At 70.4% G+C, this 16158-nt stretch carries 17 protein-coding genes; 6 read left to right on the forward strand and 11 right to left on the reverse strand.

Translation table 11 applies throughout. The features are described from left to right. Nucleotides 1-19: 19 nt before the first annotated feature. The 6 genes from C1I98_RS45285 to C1I98_RS40325 form a co-directional block, all read right to left on the reverse strand. Nucleotides 20-151, reverse strand: a complete 132-nt coding sequence (locus C1I98_RS45285; protein WP_306461841.1) for a DUF3291 domain-containing protein — start codon at nucleotides 149-151, stop codon at nucleotides 20-22. Then, a complete protein-coding gene (locus C1I98_RS04540) occupies nucleotides 133-324 on the reverse strand; it encodes a helix-turn-helix domain-containing protein (RefSeq protein WP_199536715.1) in 192 nt (63 codons plus the stop codon). The genes C1I98_RS45285 and C1I98_RS04540 overlap by 19 nt, the downstream gene beginning before the upstream one ends. Nucleotides 325-379: 55 nt before the next feature. Beyond that, on the reverse strand, nucleotides 380-1345 hold the full coding sequence (locus C1I98_RS04545) for an FKBP-type peptidyl-prolyl cis-trans isomerase (protein ID WP_146607282.1): 966 nt from the start codon (nucleotides 1343-1345) through the stop codon (nucleotides 380-382). 85 nt (nucleotides 1346-1430) lie between these two features. Next, nucleotides 1431-2789, reverse strand: coding sequence for a Pup--protein ligase (pafA, locus tag C1I98_RS04550; protein WP_111165812.1), 1359 nt, complete (start codon nucleotides 2787-2789; stop codon nucleotides 1431-1433). A 127-nt stretch (nucleotides 2790-2916) separates the two neighbouring features. Beyond that, nucleotides 2917-3744, reverse strand: coding sequence for a proteasome subunit alpha (prcA, locus tag C1I98_RS04555; RefSeq protein ID WP_199536719.1), 828 nt, complete (start codon nucleotides 3742-3744; stop codon nucleotides 2917-2919). Between the two features lie 73 nt (nucleotides 3745-3817). Continuing rightward, nucleotides 3818-4018 carry a hypothetical protein gene (locus tag C1I98_RS40325; protein WP_146607283.1) on the reverse strand — a complete coding sequence of 67 codons (201 nt, stop codon included), beginning with the start codon at nucleotides 4016-4018 and terminating at the stop codon, nucleotides 3818-3820. Nucleotides 4019-4228: 210 nt separating this feature from the next. Between C1I98_RS40325 and C1I98_RS04560 the strand changes: the two genes are divergently transcribed. From C1I98_RS04560 to C1I98_RS04580, 5 genes are read left to right on the forward strand one after another with little or no spacing between them, the layout of a single operon-like run. Beyond that, on the forward strand, nucleotides 4229-5620 hold the full coding sequence (locus C1I98_RS04560; RefSeq protein WP_199536716.1) for an extracellular solute-binding protein: 1392 nt from the start codon (nucleotides 4229-4231) through the stop codon (nucleotides 5618-5620). Nucleotides 5621-5623: 3 nt separating this feature from the next. After that, nucleotides 5624-6538, forward strand: coding sequence for a carbohydrate ABC transporter permease (locus tag C1I98_RS04565; protein ID WP_111165805.1), 915 nt, complete (start codon nucleotides 5624-5626; stop codon nucleotides 6536-6538). Further along, nucleotides 6535-7377 carry a carbohydrate ABC transporter permease gene (locus tag C1I98_RS04570; protein ID WP_233507157.1) on the forward strand — a complete coding sequence of 281 codons (843 nt, stop codon included), beginning with the start codon at nucleotides 6535-6537 and terminating at the stop codon, nucleotides 7375-7377. The genes C1I98_RS04565 and C1I98_RS04570 overlap by 4 nt, the downstream gene beginning before the upstream one ends. Next, nucleotides 7374-8489 carry an ABC transporter ATP-binding protein gene (locus C1I98_RS04575; RefSeq protein WP_111165807.1) on the forward strand — a complete coding sequence of 372 codons (1116 nt, stop codon included), beginning with the start codon at nucleotides 7374-7376 and terminating at the stop codon, nucleotides 8487-8489. Before C1I98_RS04570 ends, C1I98_RS04575 begins: the two co-directional genes overlap by 4 nt. 6 nt (nucleotides 8490-8495) lie before the next feature. Continuing rightward, nucleotides 8496-9722, forward strand: coding sequence for a CehA/McbA family metallohydrolase (locus C1I98_RS04580; RefSeq protein WP_233507161.1), 1227 nt, complete (start codon nucleotides 8496-8498; stop codon nucleotides 9720-9722). A 127-nt stretch (nucleotides 9723-9849) separates the two neighbouring features. Here C1I98_RS04580 and C1I98_RS04585 read toward each other — a convergent pair whose 3' ends face one another. Then, on the reverse strand, nucleotides 9850-10059 hold the full coding sequence (locus tag C1I98_RS04585; protein ID WP_111165808.1) for a ubiquitin-like protein Pup: 210 nt from the start codon (nucleotides 10057-10059) through the stop codon (nucleotides 9850-9852). 151 nt (nucleotides 10060-10210) lie between these two features. Here C1I98_RS04585 and C1I98_RS04590 point away from each other — a divergent pair, with 151 nt between their 5' ends. Continuing rightward, nucleotides 10211-10600, forward strand: a complete 390-nt coding sequence (locus tag C1I98_RS04590; protein WP_111165809.1) for a hypothetical protein — start codon at nucleotides 10211-10213, stop codon at nucleotides 10598-10600. Nucleotides 10601-10697: 97 nt separating this feature from the next. Here the strand turns inward: C1I98_RS04590 and dop are convergent, their stop codons facing one another. From dop to C1I98_RS04610, 4 genes are all read right to left on the reverse strand, one after another. After that, nucleotides 10698-12215 (reverse strand): depupylase/deamidase Dop, encoded by a 1518-nt coding sequence (dop, locus tag C1I98_RS04595; protein ID WP_111165814.1) that lies wholly within the window; start codon nucleotides 12213-12215, stop codon nucleotides 10698-10700. A 124-nt stretch (nucleotides 12216-12339) separates the two neighbouring features. Beyond that, nucleotides 12340-13527, reverse strand: a complete 1188-nt coding sequence (locus C1I98_RS04600; RefSeq protein WP_233507163.1) for an acyltransferase family protein — start codon at nucleotides 13525-13527, stop codon at nucleotides 12340-12342. Nucleotides 13528-13692: 165 nt separating this feature from the next. After that, nucleotides 13693-15465: a proteasome ATPase gene (gene arc / locus C1I98_RS04605; protein WP_199536717.1), complete on the reverse strand. Its 1773-nt coding sequence runs from the start codon at nucleotides 15463-15465 to the stop codon at nucleotides 13693-13695. A 200-nt stretch (nucleotides 15466-15665) separates the two neighbouring features. Continuing rightward, nucleotides 15666-16158: tRNA (adenine-N1)-methyltransferase (locus C1I98_RS04610; RefSeq protein ID WP_368773521.1), on the reverse strand; the 493-nt coding region annotated here is incomplete at its 5' end.

Raw genomic sequence — 16158 nt, forward strand, 5'->3', positions numbered from 1 at the left:
GTCGGGCTCCTCACCGCCCTCAGCGCCACACGAAGCCCGGCGCCTCGTCGGCGAGGGCGTGGATCGGCGCGAGCGCGGAGACGAACTCGGCCATCAGGGCCGACTCCTTGGGCGCTCGCATGTGCGCGATGTTCAGCTCGGCGAGGTGCATGCGAACAGCACATCATCGCGCTTGTCCAGGTGGAAGGCGGCCAGGGTGCGCTGCACGCCGGTCGCCCGGGCCGCCTCCTCCCGGCCGACGTCGCGCCCGGCGCCCGCCACGAAGTCGTAAAGCGCCCGGCGGACCTCGTCCTGGAGCAGCGCGATGGCCTGAAGATCCTCCACACAGGGAGTCTGGAACGCGGGGTGGGCCGGTGGCCCGCCCCGCGTCAGAGCCCGGTCAGGCGGGCAGGTTGTAGGCGCCCAGGACGTCAACGGCGAAGACGAGGGTCGAGTCGCCCTTGATCTTGTCGCCCTGGCCGTTCTTGCCGTAGCCGAGGTCCGGCGGGATGCTGAGCAGCACGCGGCTGCCCACCGGCACGCCCACCAGGGCCTGGTCCCAGCCCTTGATGACCTTGCCGGTGCCGATCTGGAAGAACACCGGCTTGCCCCTGGTCCAGCTGCTGTCGAACTCGGTGTCGCTGCCCCAGATCTTGCCGGTGTACTGGACCATGATGGTCTCGCCGGACTTCACCGCCGGGCCGTCGCCCTTGATCACCGTCTCGGCGACCAGCTCCTTCGGCGCCTTCTCCTTGGTCTTGGTGGTGAGCTTCGGCGCCTTGTCGCCGCCCGGGTTCTCCAGATCGACGCCCTTGAGCTTGTGCTTCACCGCCGCGCCCTGCGCCGCCATGCTCTTGGCCGTGCCGATCACGTCCACCACGAAGACCTGCGCCATGCTGAGGTCGGCGCCCTGGGCCTTGGCCTGGTCCAGATCCTTCTTGGAGTAGCTGTCGGGGGCCACGATCGCGTAGAAGCGGCCGCCCGGCTTGGACCCGACGAAGGCCTCCTGGATCACCTTGGGCAACTGCGCCGACAGCGGCACCAGCTCCGGGGAGCCGGCGTCGTAGGTGGACCCGCCCGGGGCGTTGGACTTGCCGTCCCAGGTGTAGAGGGTCATGTTGGTGACGACCGTGTCGCCCATCTTGACCGGCGCGCCCTGGCCCTCGGTGACCACCTTGGAGCTGGAGGTCTTGGCCGGCGCGCCCGCGGGGAACTTCACGGTCGGCTTGGCGTTGGCGGCACCCGTCACGGTGATGCCGCCCCCCGCAGGGGTCGACGCCGACGTGGCCGACCCGCCCCCTTCCGAGCCGCAGGCTGCGGCGAACAACAGGGGCACTGCGGCGAGTACGGCCAGGCGGCGTCGCATTGTATAGGTATCCCTCTGAGGAGTCGGCTGTCCGCGTCACCCTACCCGCTCGCCTGTACGGGAAGGGTAAACAACACGGCTCCCCTCACATGCCCGCGATCAGCTTGTCCACCCGCTCGTCGACGCTGCGGAACGGGTCCTTGCACAGCACCGTGCGCTGCGCCTGGTCGTTGAGTTTCAGGTGGACCCAGTCCACCGTGAAGTCGCGGCGCTTCTCCTGGGCCTTGCGGATGAACTCGCCGCGCAGCCGCGCCCTGGTGGTCTGCGGCGGCACCGACTTGGCCTCGAAGATCTTCACGTCGGAGGCCACCCGCTCCACCGATCCGCGCCGCTGGAGCAGGTAGAACAGGCCGCGCCTGCGGTGGACGTCGTGGTAGGCGAGGTCGAGCTGGGCGACCCGGGGGGAGGACAGCGGCAGGTCGTACTTGTTCCGGTAGCGCTCGATGAGCTGGTACTTCGTCACCCAGTCGATCTCCCGCGACACCAGGTCCAGATCGCCGGTGTCCACCGCGCGCAGGGTGCGCTCCCACAACTCCAGCACCCGGTGGGCGATCTCGTCGCCGCCGCGCCGATCGACGAAGTCCCTCGCCTTGGAGAGGTATTCCTGCTGGATCTCCAGCGAGGACGCCTCGCGCCCGTTGGCCAGCCGGACCCGCCGCCGCCCGGTCATGTCGTGGGAGACCTCGCGGATCGCCCGGATCGGATTCTCCAGCGACAGGTCGCGCATCACCGTGCCGGCCTCGATCATGCGCAGCACCAGGTCGGTCGCGCCGACCTTGAGCAGCATGGTGGTCTCGCTCATGTTGGAGTCGCCGACGATGACGTGCAGGCGGCGGAACCGCTCGGCGTCGGCGTGCGGTTCGTCGCGGGTGTTGATGATCGGCCTGCTCCGGGTGGTGGCGCTGGACACGCCCTCCCAGATGTGCTCGGCCCGCTGCGAGACGCAGTAGACCGCTCCGCGCGGGGTCTGTAGCACCTTGCCGGCGCCGCAGATGATCTGCCGGGTGACCAGGAACGGGATCAGCACGTCGGCCAGCCTGCCGAACTCGCCGTGCCGCCCCACCAGGTAGTTCTCGTGGCAGCCGTAGGAGTTGCCGGCCGAGTCGGTGTTGTTCTTGAACAGGTAGATGTCGCCCGCGATGCCTTCTTCGCGCAGCCGCTTCTCGGCGTCGACGAGCAGCCCCTCAAGGATGCGCTCCCCCGCCTTGTCGTGCGTGACCAGCTCCACGACGTTGTCACACTCGGGGGTGGCGTACTCGGGGTGGCTGCCCACGTCGAGGTACAGGCGGGCGCCGTTGCGCAGGAACACGTTGCTGGACCGGCCCCAGGAGACGACCCGCCGGAAGAGATACCGTGCCACCTCGTCGGGCGACAGCCGGCGCTGCCCCCGAAACGTGCAGGTGACGCCGTACTCGTTCTCCAGACCGAAGATGCGACGATCCATCACCACACACTAGTCCCCTCGTCGGCACCGCGCGAGATCTTGGTCGCCGGCCTCCGCCGTGCCGGGCCCTGCGGTCCTTCCACGGCGGAAACGCGGCATGGCCGTACATGTACCCCGCGAGGGGCGGTCAGTCGCCCGATCCGGTGTCGATATCGCCCTCCCCGGGCCCGGTCGGCGGGCTCGAGGTGCCCGGCTCGGGCTCCGGAGCGGGCGTGCCGGGCGCCGCGGGCGGCTCGCCCTCGGCCTGCGCGCTCTCGCCCGCGGGCGGGGCGGCGCCCTCGGCCAGCAGGGCGTTGAGCCTCGGGCCGATCAGCCGCAGGAACTTGCGGTGCGGCCGGTTGCGGTCCAGCACCGCCACCTCGATCTGGGAGGTGGGCGGCGGGTCGCCGTCCGGCTCGGTCAGCGCCGCGACGCCGACCCGCAGCGCCTCGGGCAGCGACAGCCCCTCGCGGTAGCGCTCGCGCAGCCGGGTGGCGACCGCGTCGGCCTGCCCGCCCATCGCCACCATGCCGTGCTCGTGCGTCACCGACCCGTCGAAGGTCAGCCGGTAGATCTGGTCCTGCTCGGGCGAGGCCCCGACCTCGGCCACCACGATCTCCACCTCGTAGGGCTTGATCGAGTCGGTGAAGATCATGCCGAGGTTCTGGGCGTAGACGTTGACCAGGCCGCGGGCGGTGACGTCGCCCCGGTCGAAGGTGTAGCCGTTGATGTCGGCGTAGCGGATGCCGCCGAGCCGCAGGGACTCGAACTCGTTGTAGCGCCCGACGGCCGCGAACCCGATGCGGTCGTAGATCTCACTGATCTTGTGCAGGGCCTGGGAGGCGTTGTGCGCGACGAACAGGATGCCGTGCTCGTACTGGAGCACGACCGAGCTGCGGCCCCGCGCGATGCCCTTCCGCGCGTAGTCGGCCTTGTCCCGCATCTGCTGTTCTGCCGGGACGTATCCAAAGGGCATGGACACCGGTGGCTTTCCTCTCCTCGTTCAGTGCCGTTGATCAGGGGGGCCGAAGGCTCTGCCGCGGGCCGGCTCAGCGGTGCGGTGGGGCCGTCCGGAGTCGCGCGTCCTGGCGGCAGAGCGTCAGTGATCCCCTGGCGAAGATCGATCCGGAGCCGATGGAGTGGAACCGCCGCCGCTGGCGCGGCCCGGCGAACTCCGCGAGCGGCAAGCCGCCGGGGTCCACTGACAGGTTGGCCGTCAGTCCCGTGGGCAGGTCCCTGTGCGATGCCACGCGACTCCCTCCCAAACGTACGAACCGATAGGGCGACCCTACTCATCTTGGTCCGTTGCTTGCACTTCCCACGATCAGCTAAGCGCGAACCGCGTTGCTTCGTCCTCCGTTCACCAGCGCGAAGCTTTACGGCCGGGTACGGGCGTGCGATGGTCGATGTGGTTGCACGTCCCATATGCCGTGGCTCCGCGCCTCCCCGAGGAGGTTCCCGTGAGACTACCCCGCCGGCCTGCGACGACACTCGGCGCCCTGGTCACCGCCCTGACGCTGGCGGTCACCGCCGCCGGGTGCGGCGGTGAGAGCGGGGGCGGCGGCGCGATCACCCTGACGATCACCCAGAACGCCATCTCCGGCGGGAAGAACGCCAAGGGCGCCGACTGGATCAAGAACTGGGTGATCCCCCGCTTCGAGGCCGCCAAGCGGGCCGCGGGCCAGAACGTCCGTGTCCGGTTCCAGCCCAACGGCGTGGAGGACGAGGTCTACAAGACCAAGATCGCGCTTGACCTGAAGTCCGGCCGCGGCGCGGACGTGATCGACATCGACGGCATCTGGATCGGCGAGTTGGCCCAGGCCGGATACCTCAGGCCGCTGCGCGAACTGGCCGGGGCGGCGGTGGACACCTGGGAGGGCTGGAAGCAGATCCCGCCCGCCGTACAGGGGCTCGGGATCTTCGAGGGCCGCAAGTACGCGCTGCCGGTCGGCACCGACGGCCGGGTGCTCTACTACAACAAGGAGCTGTTCGCCAGGGCGGGCCTCGCCGCGCAGTGGCAGCCGGGGAGCTGGCGGGAGGTCATCGACGCGGCGCGGGCGCTGAAACGGCTCCCCGGGGTCACCCCGCTGCAGATCAACGCCGGCACCGCGATGGGCGAGGCCACCACCATGCAGGGCGTCCTGCCGCTGCTCGCGGGCACCGGCACGGAGATCTACTCCGGCGGCAAGTGGACCGGCGGCACCGGGGCGCTGCGGGACGTCCTCGGCTTCTACCGCGAGGTCTACTCCGGCGGTCTGGGCGATCCCAGGATCCAGCAGGAGGCCCAGGGCCGCGACAAGTCGTTCCTGGAGTTCGCCGAGGGCGAGATCGGCATCCTGGCCGAGGGCGACTACTTCTGGCGCTCGGTCGTCGATCCCGTCGTCGGGGTCAACCCGATGAAGAACCGCGACCGAGTCGTCGGCTACGCGCTGATCCCCGCCGCCCGGCCCGGCGCCGGCCTGCGCGGCCAGGACTTCGTCAGCATGTCCGGCGGATCGGCCCGCGTGCTCAACCCCAGGTCCCGCTATCCGGCGCTGGCCTGGGAGCTGCTGTCGTTCATGCACTCCGCCGCCGCCGTGGAGGCCGAACTCGGCGGCGAGGCGCGGGTCACGGCCAGGACGGACGTCAACGACAAGGTGCTCGGCCGCGACCCCATGCTCTCCTTCGTCGCGGAGAAGGTGCTGCCGGTGACCGCCTACCGCCCGCCGCTCGCGGTCTACCCCGAGGTGTCGGCGGCCTTGCAGGAGGCGACCGCCGCCGTCGTCTCCGGCCGCTCCCCCGAAGAGGCCGCCGCCGCCTACCACCACAGGCTCACCGAACTCGTCGGCGCCTCCGCCATCACCCCGGCCTGACCGATGGGCACCGACGCCGCGGGGCTGGGCCGCGGCAGGGCCATGGCGTTCATCCTGCCCGCGCTGGTCTTGATCGGGGTCTTCCTGGTCTTCCCCGCGCTGTGGACGGTCTACCTCGGGCTGACCGACTACCGGCTCACCGGGCTCGCCGCCGCCGAGCCCCGGTTCGTCGGCCTGGACAACTACGCCGCCGCGCTCACCGACGCGAGGTTCGGCTCCTCGCTGTGGCTGACCGTGCAGTTCGTGCTGGGCTCCGCGGTCGCCGGGCAGGCCGTGCTGGGCTTCGCGGTGGCCTGGGTGGCCCGCGGCCTGCGGACCCCCGTACGGCGGGCCGTGGAGGGCCTGGTGTTGCTGTCGTGGATCCTGCCGGGCTCGGTGGTGGCGTTCTTGTGGATCGCCCTGCTGGACCGCGACGGCGGCACCCTGAACGCGCTGCTGAACACTCCGGGCACGGCCTGGCTGCTCGACCATCCGATGCTCTCGATCATCGTGTTCAACATCTGGCGGGGCACCGCCTTTTCGATGATGCTCTACTCCGCCGCCCTGGAGAACGTGCCGCCCTCCCACCTGGAGACCGCGCGCCTGGCCGGGGCCTCCACCGCCTGCCAGCTCGGTGACGTGGTGCTGCCGCGCATCAAGGGGCACGTGCTGACCAACCTGCTGCTGATCAGCCTGTGGACGTTCAACGACTTCACGCCGTTCCTGCTCACCGCGGGCGGGCCGGAGGGCCGCTCGGAGATCCTGCCCGTCTACGTCTACGCCATCGCCCTGAACGGCGGGCGGCTGGGCGCGGGGGCGGCGGTGTCGTTCCTGATCCTGCTGATCAACCTGGTCTTCGCGCTCATCTACCTGCGCCTGCTGCGGGCCAGGAACGCGCCCCCCACAGCGGCGGCGCCGGGCGGCCGGGGGCCGGTGTGAGCGCCGATGAGGGCCGTCGCGTGGTCCGGCACGTGCTGGCGCGGCTCGGTGTCACCGCCTTCGTCGCGGTCCTGCTCGGCTTCTTCGCGCTGCCCATGCTGTGGCTGGCCACCGCCCCGTTCGACGCGGGCGCCTCGATCCGGGTGTCGGTGCCGGAGTTCACACTGGCCAACTTCCGCGCCCTGCTGGTCAACCCGTTCGCGGTGGGCTCGCTGGTCAACTCCGCCGTCCAGGCGGGCGGGGCGGCGGCGCTGGTGGTGGTACTGGCCGCGCTCGCCGCCTACGCCCTGTCCCGGGTCCAGGTCCCCGGCCGCGACCTCCTGCTGTACCTGCTGCTGCTGATGTCCTCAATCGTCACCGGGACCGCCGCGATGGTGCCGATCTTCGAGCTGGCCACCCGGCTCAACCTGATCGACACCCACCTCGGCGTGATCCTGGTGGTCTCCGGCGGCCTGCTGCCCGCGGCGATCTTCATTCTGAAGGACTTCACCGACGCCACCCCCGCCTCCTACGAGGAGTCGGCCAGGGTGTTCGGGGCGAGCCCGCTGCAGATCCTGCGGCACGTCGTGGTGCCGCTGATCCGCCCCGGGCTCGCCACCATCGCGGTCTGGACGGTGGCCAACGTGTGGGGCGGGTTCCTGCTGCAGTTCATCTTGATCAGGGACCCCGGGCTGGCCCCCGGCTCGGTGATCCTCTACACGCTCTACACCGAGGGCGGGCAGCCCGACCTGCCGCTGGTGTCGGCCTTCTCGCTGGTCTACTCGCTCCCGGTCGTGCTCATGTACGTCTTCGTCAGCGGCAGGTACGGCTTCCGCTTCCACGGAGGGATCAAGCGATGATCTCGCTGCGCGGCCTGGTCAAGCAGTTCCCCGGCGGGGTCCGGGCCATCGACGACCTGGATCTGGAGATCGCCGGCGGGGAGTTCCTGGCGCTGCTCGGGCCCTCCGGCTGCGGCAAGACCACGCTGCTGCGGACCATCGCCGGGCTGGAGACGCCCACCGCCGGGCGGGTGGGCATCGGCGGCCGGGACGTCACGGCGCTGCCGCCCGGCCGCCGCGACGTGGCGATGGTCTTCCAGGACTACGCCCTCTTCCCGCACATGGACGTCGCCGCCAACATCGCCTACCCGCTGCGCGTCAAACGGGTCGGCAGGGCCGAGCGGCGGGCCAGGGCCGCCGCCACCGCCGACCGGCTGGGCCTTTCCGGGCTGCTGGAACGGCGGCCCGCGCAACTGTCCGGCGGCCAGCAACAGCGCGTCGCGCTGGCCCGCGCCATCGCCTGCCGCCCCCGCGCCTTCCTGTTCGACGAGCCGCTGTCCAACCTGGACGCCCGGCTGCGCCTCACCGCCCGCACCTTCCTCAAGCGCCTGCAGCGCGAACTAAGCGTCACCACCGTCTTCGTCACCCACGACCAGGGCGAGGCGCTGGCCCTCGCCGACCGGGTGGCCGTAATGTCCGGCGGGCGGCTGGCCCAGGTGGGCACCCCCGCCGAGGTCTTCCAGCGGCCGCTCACCACCTTCGTGGCCTCCTTCATCGGCGCCACGCCGATGAACCTGCTGCCCGGCCGCGCCGAGGGCGGCGCGCTGCTGGTGGCCGGGGCGCGGCTCACCCCTCCCGGCCCGGCGCGCGGCCTGCCCGACGGGGAGCCGGTGACGTACGGCGTGCGCCCGGAGTACGCCGACCTGTCGTTCGAGCCGCGCGAGGACGGCTTTCCCGGCAGGGTGGGCGTGGTGGAGAACATGGGCACCGCGCTGCTCGTCACGCTGGAGCCCGCGGGCGGCGGGGACGGGCCGCTGGTGCAGGTGGTGGTGCCCGAGGAGGGCGGCGAACCGGCCCTCGGCACGCCCGCCTGGGCGGTGCCGCGCACCTCCCGCGCCCTGGTCTACCGCGAGGGCCGGCTGCTCGGCGCGCCGGTCGCCCCCGCGCCCGCATCCGCCGAGCCGACGGCATGACCTCAGATGACCATGGAACAAGTGATCCGCCTGCACGGCCGCCACACGCTGCACGACCGCGTGACCGGCCCGGTCCGGGAGGTGCCGTTCGAGCCGCCGGCGTGGGTGCGCGCGCTGACCGTCCGCCTGTCCTACGACAAGGGCGCGGGGACCATCGACCTGGGCTGTGCCGGGCCGGCCGGGTTTCGCGGGTGGTCGGGCGGGGCGCGCGAGGAGTACACCATCGGGCCGCACTGGGCCACTCCCGGCTATCTGCCCGGAGAACCGGAGCCTGGCGTCTGGCGGGTGCTGCTCGGGCTGTACCGGGTCCCGGCGGAGGGCCTGCCGTACGAGGTCACCGTCACGGCGTACGACACGCCACCGCAGGAGCCGCCACGGCCGGCCGTGCCGGCGGGCGAGCGTCCCCCGCCCGCGGCCGAGCGGCGCGGACTGCCCCGGCTCGACGGGTTGACCTGGGTGGCGGGCGACCTGCACGCGCACACCGTGCACTCCGACGGCGCGCTGACCGTGCCCGTGCTGGCCGGGCACGCCCGCGACGCCGGACTGGACTTCCTCGCCGTCACCGACCACAACACCGTCAGCCACCACCGCGAGCTGCCCGCGGCGGCCCGCGCGAGCGGCGTGACACTGGTCCCCGGCCAGGAGGTGACCACCGACCTCGGTCACGCCAACGCCTTCGGCGACCTCGGCTGGATCGACTTCAGGCGGCCGCCGGGCACCTGGGCGCGGGCCGCGGACGGCGGTGGCGGGGTCTTGTCGATCAACCACCCGGTGGCCGCCGACTGCGCCTGGCGGCACTCTCCGGACATCGGCGCCCACGCCGCCGAGATCTGGCACTGGAGCTGGTGGGACCGCACCTGGGGGGCGCCGCTGGCGTGGGCCGCCGCCTGGCGCGATGATCCGGTGCTGCTGGGAGGAAGCGACTTCCACAGCGAGCACGACGGTCAGAAGCTCGGCGCGCCCACCACGTGGGTGCTCGCCGAGGACCCCGGCGATCCGGCGTCGGTGGTGGCGGGCGTCCGCGCCCGGCGCACGGCGGTGAGCACCACGCCCGGCGGCCCGCTGCTGCTGCGGCACGGCGCGGACTTCCTCATCGCCGGAGGCGACGGCCTGGTCCTGTGGGGCCCGCAGACCCGCCAGGTCGTCACAGGCGACCTCGTCGCCCTCCCCGCCCCGGCCGGTCCCCACCGCCTGGAGACGGCCCGCAACGAGGTCATGGCCCTTTGCACGTAGGCTCTGGCGCCCGCCATGGCCCCGCAGCGGAAACCCATCCCCGGCGGCGTGCTGAATATGTCCGGCCCGAACCAGGAGACCGTGGTCCGGGCGACTGATTTTTACGACATATGTACTACCGGCTTGCCTACTGCCCACCCTTTTGGACGTAGCTGCGGATGAATTCCTCGGCGTTCTCTTCGAGAACCTCGTCGATCTCGTCGAGGATCGCGTCGACGTCGTCGGTGAGCTTCTCCTGGCGCTCCTGGACTTCGGGGGCCGCCTGTGCGTCGACCTCCTCGGTCTCGTTCTCGCGGCGGCCGGTCTGCTTCTGACCGCCGGTGTCCCTGGTTGCCATCGCTACCTCCGTGTAGGGGACGCACCTGAGTTCATATCTTCCCCGAAGTGGACCATCTTGCGCGCCCGAGGGCGGGCGATCTTCACCGCTTGACCAGATAGCCGTCCTATCCAATAATTGGATAGCAGAGCTACCTAATCAGGGAGTCGCCATGTCCTCCTCCTCGCTCAGCACGGCCGGAGTGCTGTTGATCACCGTTCCGGCGGTCGCCTTCGGCGGCATGTCACTTCTGGCTCACCTCACTCGCAACATACCCGGCTATCTGGATAATCCGACCAGGCGGAGCCTCTGGCGGGCCGGGCACGCGCATGCGGGCGTGCTGGTGGCGATGCTCTACGTGGACCAGGCGGACCTGTCGGACGGCATGCGGACGCTGGTGCGCGTACTGATCGCGGCGGCCCCGATCCTGATGCCGCCGGGCTTCTTCCTGTCGGTGGCACGGCCGCGCGACACCAAGCCCAACGGGCTGCTCTGGCTCACCGTGGCCGGCGGGGCGGGCCTCGGGGTGGGCGCGCTGACGCTGGGCGTCGGGCTGCTCTGACGGCCCGGCGCCTTTACAAAGTAGATCAGCGTGGCGGGCCGCGGACCGGATCGCCGTACGGCCCGCCGCCGGGCCGTACGGCTCAAGCCTGCGCCGGTCAGTTGTCGCCGGTGAGCGCGGCCACCAGGTCGGCGGCCGTGCGGCAGCGGTCGAACAGCTCGCCCACATGGGCCTTGGTGCCGCGCAGCGGCTCCAAGGTGGGCACCCGCTGCAGCGAATCGCGGCCGGGGATGTCGAAGATGACCGAGTCCCAGGAGGCGGCGGCCACCGCCTCGCTGTACTGCCGCAGGCAGCGCCCGCGGAAATAGGCCCGGGTGTCGTTGGGCGGCTGCTCCACCGCCCGCTCCACGTCGGCCTCGGTCACCAGCCGCTGCATCCGCCCGCGCGCCACCAGCCGGTTGTACAGGCCGCGCTCGGTGCGGATGTCGGAGTACTGGAGATCGACGAGCTGGAGCCGCGGATGGCTCCAGGGCAGCCCGTCGCGGCTGCGGTAGCCCTCCAGCAGCTCCAGCTTGGCCACCCAGTCCAGCTCCCTGGAGAGCTGCATCGGGTCTTCGGCCAGCCGGGTCAGCACCGACTCCCAGCGGTCGAGGACGTCCTTGGTGATCTCGTCCACGCCGTTGCCACTGCGCTCTTCGGCGTACTTCCTGGCCTGCTCCAGGTATTCCATCTGGAGCTGGACGGCGGTCAGCCTGCGCCCGTCGCGCAGCGGTATCTCATAGCGGCAGCTCGGGTCGTGGGAGACCGCCCGCAGTGCGGCCACCGGGTTCTCCACCGCGAAGTCGCGGGTGAGGAACCCGTCTTCGATCATGGCGAGCACCAGTGCCGTGGACCCCAGCTTGAGGTAGGTCGAGATCTCCGACATGTTGGCGTCGCCGATGATGACGTGCAGCCGCCGGTACTTCTCCGGGTCGGCGTGCGGCTCGTCACGGGTGTTGATGATGGGCCGCTTGAGCGTCGTCTCCAGCCCCACCTCCACCTCGAAGAAGTCGGCGCGCTGGCTGATCTGGAAGCCCTCGCCGCGGGAGTCCTGGCCGATGCCGACCCGTCCCGCGCCGGTCACCACCTGACGGGACACGAAGAACGGCGTCAGGTGCCTGACGATGTCGGCGAACGGCGTGGCCCGCCGCATCAGGTAGTTCTCGTGGCAGCCGTAGGAGGCGCCCTTGTTGTCGGTGTTGTTCTTGTAGAGCTGGATGGGGGCGTTGGAGGGAATGGCCGACGCCCGGAGTGCCGCGTCCAGCATCACCCGCTCGCCTGCCTTGTCCCAGATGACGGCCGCACGGGGGTTGGTGCACTCTGGCGTGGAGTATTCCGGATGGGCGTGGTCCACGTAGAGCCGTGCGCCGTTGGTCAGGATCACGTTGGCCAGGCCCAGGTCCTCGTCCGTGAGCTGGCTGGGGTCGGCGACCTCCCGGGCCAGGTCGAAACCCCGGGCGTCGCGCAGTGGGTTCTCCTCCTCGAAGTCCCATCGTGCGCGGCGTGCCCGAGCCGCCGAGGCCGCCAGGTAGGCGTTGACGACCTGCGAAGAGGTCACCATCGCGTTGGCCCCCGGCTGGCCGGGCACGGAAATCCCGTACTCGGTCTCGATGCCCATCACCCGCCGTACCGTCATGCGCATCCTCTGTTCGTCGGGACAGTGGTTCCGCCGTATATATCCCCGAGCCTAGACCCTTCACCATCGGCTGCGGGCAGACGGTTATGGCACAGATGCCTTTTGCCGGGTCCGCAGGCCGACTTTACGCCGTCGCGCGCCGCCCCCCGCCGCGCCTGCCCCGGGCCCGCGGCCGGAACAGCCGTTGCGCGGGCCGCTCGACCAGGGTGTAGACGGCGTAGGACAGCGCGATGGCGGCCAGCGTCGCGGCGGAGGCCACCGCCCACGGGGGCAGCGTGTCGCGCAGCCCCGGGACGAGCACCACCGCAACCGGGGTGTGGAACAGGTACAGCGGGTAGGTCAGGCCGCCCAGCGTGGTCAGGCCGCCCCAGGTGAGCCGGGACAGCGCGCCGAGCGCGACGGCGGCCATCACGGCGTACATGAACGCGATGGCGGCGATGACCATCCAGTCCTCCACCGGCATCGCCGAAAAGCCGGCGGCCTCCACGCGCCCGGCCACCCGCTGCGTCGCCGAGCGCAGCGCCAGCGCGAACCCGGCGGCCACGAACCCCCACAGCGGGATCGACGACCCGAAGCGGCGGATGAGGAACAGGGCCATGCCGGTGATGAAGTACGGCGCGTACTTCGGCATCACGACGAGGTCCGCCGCCTCGGTGAGCGGCCCCAGCTCGACGAAGGTGGCGGCGACGGCCGCGGCCAGCCACACGCCCATGAACGCCAGGCACCGGCCCAGGGTCACCCCGGCCAGCACCAGGACGCCGATGAGCAGATAGAACCGCAGCTCCACCCACAGCGACCAGTAGACCCCGTTGGCGTCGGTGACCCCGAACGCGCGCTGCAACATCGTGAGGTTGACCGCGTACTCCCCCACCGACAGGCGCGGGTCCAGCGCGGTCGCCTTGGTGTACCCGTAGACGCCCGCGACGGCCAGCACGCTCACCCAGTAGGCCGGGAACAGCCGGACCAGCCGGGAGCGGGCGAAGCCGCCGATCCCCCGGCCCCACACGGTCATCAAGATCACAAAACCGCTGATGATGAAGAACAGCTCCACGCCCAGGATGCCGAGCCCGGCGACGGACGCGGTGCCGGGGAACAGCGTGCTCGGCCGTTCCCCCCAGATCGAGGCGAAGGCGACCAGGTAGTGGAAGGCGACCACGGCCAACGCGGCCAGGAACCGCAGCAGGTCGAGTTCGGCGATGCGGCCGGTCACCCGCTCCCGGCCCGGCGCCGGCCCCGCCGAGGCGCCCTTACGGGCGCCCGTCCGCTGCGCCGGCACGCGCACCGTGCCGGGCCCCTGAACCCGCCCGGTCACCGGGGGTCCGCACCGATGTCTGCACGCACGCCCCTTGGACGATCTAGATCGACGACCGGTTCCCCTTAATTCACAGGGCTTTCAGCGGTCGCATCCGTCACATGGGCCCCGCCTGACGGCACGAGGCGGCGCGGGCCGCTCGGGCCCGCGCCGCCTCGTGTCAGGTCAGAGGTACTGGCCGGTGTTGGGAACCGTGTCGATGGAACGCCCCGCCTCGGTGCCCTGCTTGCCGGAGACGAGCGTGCGGATGTAGACGATCCGCTCGCCCTTCTTGCCGGAGATGCGGGCCCAGTCGTCGGGGTTGGTGGTGTTGGGGAGATCCTCGTTCTCGGAGAACTCGTCCACGCAGGCGGCGAGCAGGTGCGCGACCCGCATGCCCTTGCGGCCGGTCTCCAGGAACTCCTTGATCGCCATCTTCTTGCCGCGGTCGACGATGTTCTGGATCATGGCGCCGGAGTTGAAGTCCTTGAAGTAGAGGACCTCCTTGTCACCGTTGGCGTAGGTGACCTCCAGGAAGCGGTTCTCCTCGCTCTCGGAGTACATCCGCTCCACGACCCGCTGGATCATCGCCTGCACGGTGGCCGCCCGGGAGGCGCCGTGCTCGACCAGATCGTCGTCGGACAGCGGAAGCGTGGTGGTGATGTACTTGGAGAAGATGTCCTTGGCCGCCTCGGCGTCCGGCCGCTCGATCTTGATCTTGACGTCCAGCCGGCCGGGCCGCAGGATCGCCGGGTCGATCATGTCCTCGCGGTTGGAGGCGCCGATCACGATGACGTTCTCCAGGCCCTCGACGCCGTCGATCTCCGACAGGAGCTGCGGCACGATGGTGTTCTCCACGTCGGAGGAGACGCCGGACCCGCGGGTGCGGAAGATGGAGTCCATCTCGTCGAAGAACACGATGACCGGAGTGCCCTCCGACGCCTTCTCCCTGGCCCGCTGGAAGACCAGGCGGATATGCCGCTCGGTCTCACCGACGTACTTGTTGAGCAGCTCAGGGCCCTTGATGTTGAGGAAGAAGCTCTTGCCCGACTGGCCGGTCTTCTCCGCCACCTGCTTGGCCAGGGAGTTGGCGACCGCCTTGGCGATGAGCGTCTTGCCGCAACCTGGAGGGCCGTACAGCAGCACGCCCTTGGGCGGGCGCAACTCGTGCTCACGGAACAGGTCGGCGTGCAGGTAGGGCAGCTCGATGGCGTCCCTGATCTGCTCGATCTGCCGGGTCAGGCCGCCGATCTCCTCGTAGGAGATGTCCGGGACCTCCTCCAGCACAAGCTCCTCGACCTCGGACTTCGGTATCCGCTCGTACACATAGCCGGACCGGGGTTCGAGCAGGAGCGAGTCGCCCGCTCTGACGGGCTGGTCCTTGAGGGACTCGGCAAGACGGACCACGCGTTCTTCGTCGGCGTGCGAGATCACCAACGCCCGCTCGCCGTCCTCGAGCAACTCCTTCAGCATCACGATCTCGCCCACCGTCTCGTAGCCCAGGGCTTCGACGACGTTGAGCGCCTCGTTCAGCATGACCTCCTGGCCGCGCCGCAGCGAGGCCACATCGACGGCCGGGCTGGCGTTGACGCGGAGCTTGCGCCCACCGGTGAACACCTCCAGCGTGCCGTCCTCCCGCGCGGAGAGGAAGACGCCGAATCCCGAGGGCGGCTGCGCCAGCCTGTCGACTTCCTCCTTCAGGGCGACAATCTGGTCCCTGGCCTCCTTGAGGGTGGCCACAAGGCGTTCGTTCTGGCCGGTGACCGCGGCCAGATTCGCCTGTGCCTCATGCAGGCGCTCTTCCAAGACCCTTGTCTGACGGGGAGACTCCGCAAGCTTGCGCCGCAACGCGGTGATCTCTTCCTGGAGGAAGGAGACCTGTGTTGTGAGGTCGGCGACCTCCCGTTCGCGCTGGGCGGCCCGAGCTTCGGCGTCGTCGCGAGCTGCCACGCCCGTCACCTCCTTCCCAGTCGAGGGCGACTACTGAAGACCCTACCTATCTAACGGCTTTCCGTAACCTGGCCGGGCAGTGTTCGTCTAGTTACAACCGGTGCTTGGTGATTAATCCCCAATGGATGCCTTTAGTAGTGGCAGCATACGAACACGGCGATCTGTTCCCGTGTCGTGGGCGTTTCACCGCTGTGGCTGAATCGTCACCATCAGCGGGCGGTCGCCTCGTCGCCATACGCTCCCTTCGCCGGACGTCTGCGGCGGGGCGGGGCGGTGACCCCCTCCGCCATGCGGCGGGCGGTGACGACGAACCCCGTGTGCCCGACCATCCTGTGGTCGGGCCGCACCGCGAGCCCCTCGACATGCCAGTCGCGGATCAGGGTCTCCCACGAATGCGGCTCGGTGAAACTCCCGTGGTCCCTGATGCTTTCGACAGTACGCGAGAGCTGAGTGGTCGTGGCGACGTAACAGCAGATCACCCCGCCGGGGGTGAGGGACTTGGCCGCGGCGTCCACGCACTCCCAGGGGGCCAGCATGTCGAGCACCACGCGGTCGACGTCGCTCTCGTCGAGCGCGGTCACGAAGTCGCCCACCACCAGCCGCCACTGCTCCACCGGCCCGCCGTAGAACTTCTCGACGTTCTTGCGGGCCACCTCCGCGAAGTCCTCCCGCCGCTCGTAGGACTGTCTCTTATCCACATCT

The sequence above is a fragment of the Spongiactinospora gelatinilytica genome (genome assembly GCF_003236385.1).
Lineage (GTDB): Bacteria > Actinomycetota > Actinomycetes > Streptosporangiales > Streptosporangiaceae > Spongiactinospora > Spongiactinospora gelatinilytica.

Bases quoted from the DNA above. Each gene is read 5' to 3' on its own strand.
- C1I98_RS45285 (WP_306461841.1), bottom strand. From the start codon at position 151: ATGCACCTCGCCGAGCTGAACATCGCGCACATGCGAGCGCCCAAGGAG.
- C1I98_RS04545 (WP_146607282.1), bottom strand. From the start codon at position 1,345: ATGCGACGCCGCCTGGCCGTACTCGCCGCAGTGCCCCTGTTGTTCGCC.
- pafA (WP_111165812.1), bottom strand. From the start codon at position 2,789: ATGGATCGTCGCATCTTCGGTCTGGAGAACGAGTACGGCGTCACCTGC.
- prcA (WP_199536719.1), bottom strand. From the start codon at position 3,744: ATGCCCTTTGGATACGTCCCGGCAGAACAGCAGATGCGGGACAAGGCC.
- C1I98_RS04565 (WP_111165805.1), top strand. From the start codon at position 5,624: ATGGGCACCGACGCCGCGGGGCTGGGCCGCGGCAGGGCCATGGCGTTC.
- C1I98_RS04575 (WP_111165807.1), top strand. From the start codon at position 7,374: ATGATCTCGCTGCGCGGCCTGGTCAAGCAGTTCCCCGGCGGGGTCCGG.
- C1I98_RS04580 (WP_233507161.1), top strand. From the start codon at position 8,496: ATGACCATGGAACAAGTGATCCGCCTGCACGGCCGCCACACGCTGCAC.
- C1I98_RS04585 (WP_111165808.1), bottom strand. From the start codon at position 10,059: ATGGCAACCAGGGACACCGGCGGTCAGAAGCAGACCGGCCGCCGCGAG.
- C1I98_RS04590 (WP_111165809.1), top strand. From the start codon at position 10,211: ATGTCCTCCTCCTCGCTCAGCACGGCCGGAGTGCTGTTGATCACCGTT.
- dop (WP_111165814.1), bottom strand. From the start codon at position 12,215: ATGACGGTACGGCGGGTGATGGGCATCGAGACCGAGTACGGGATTTCC.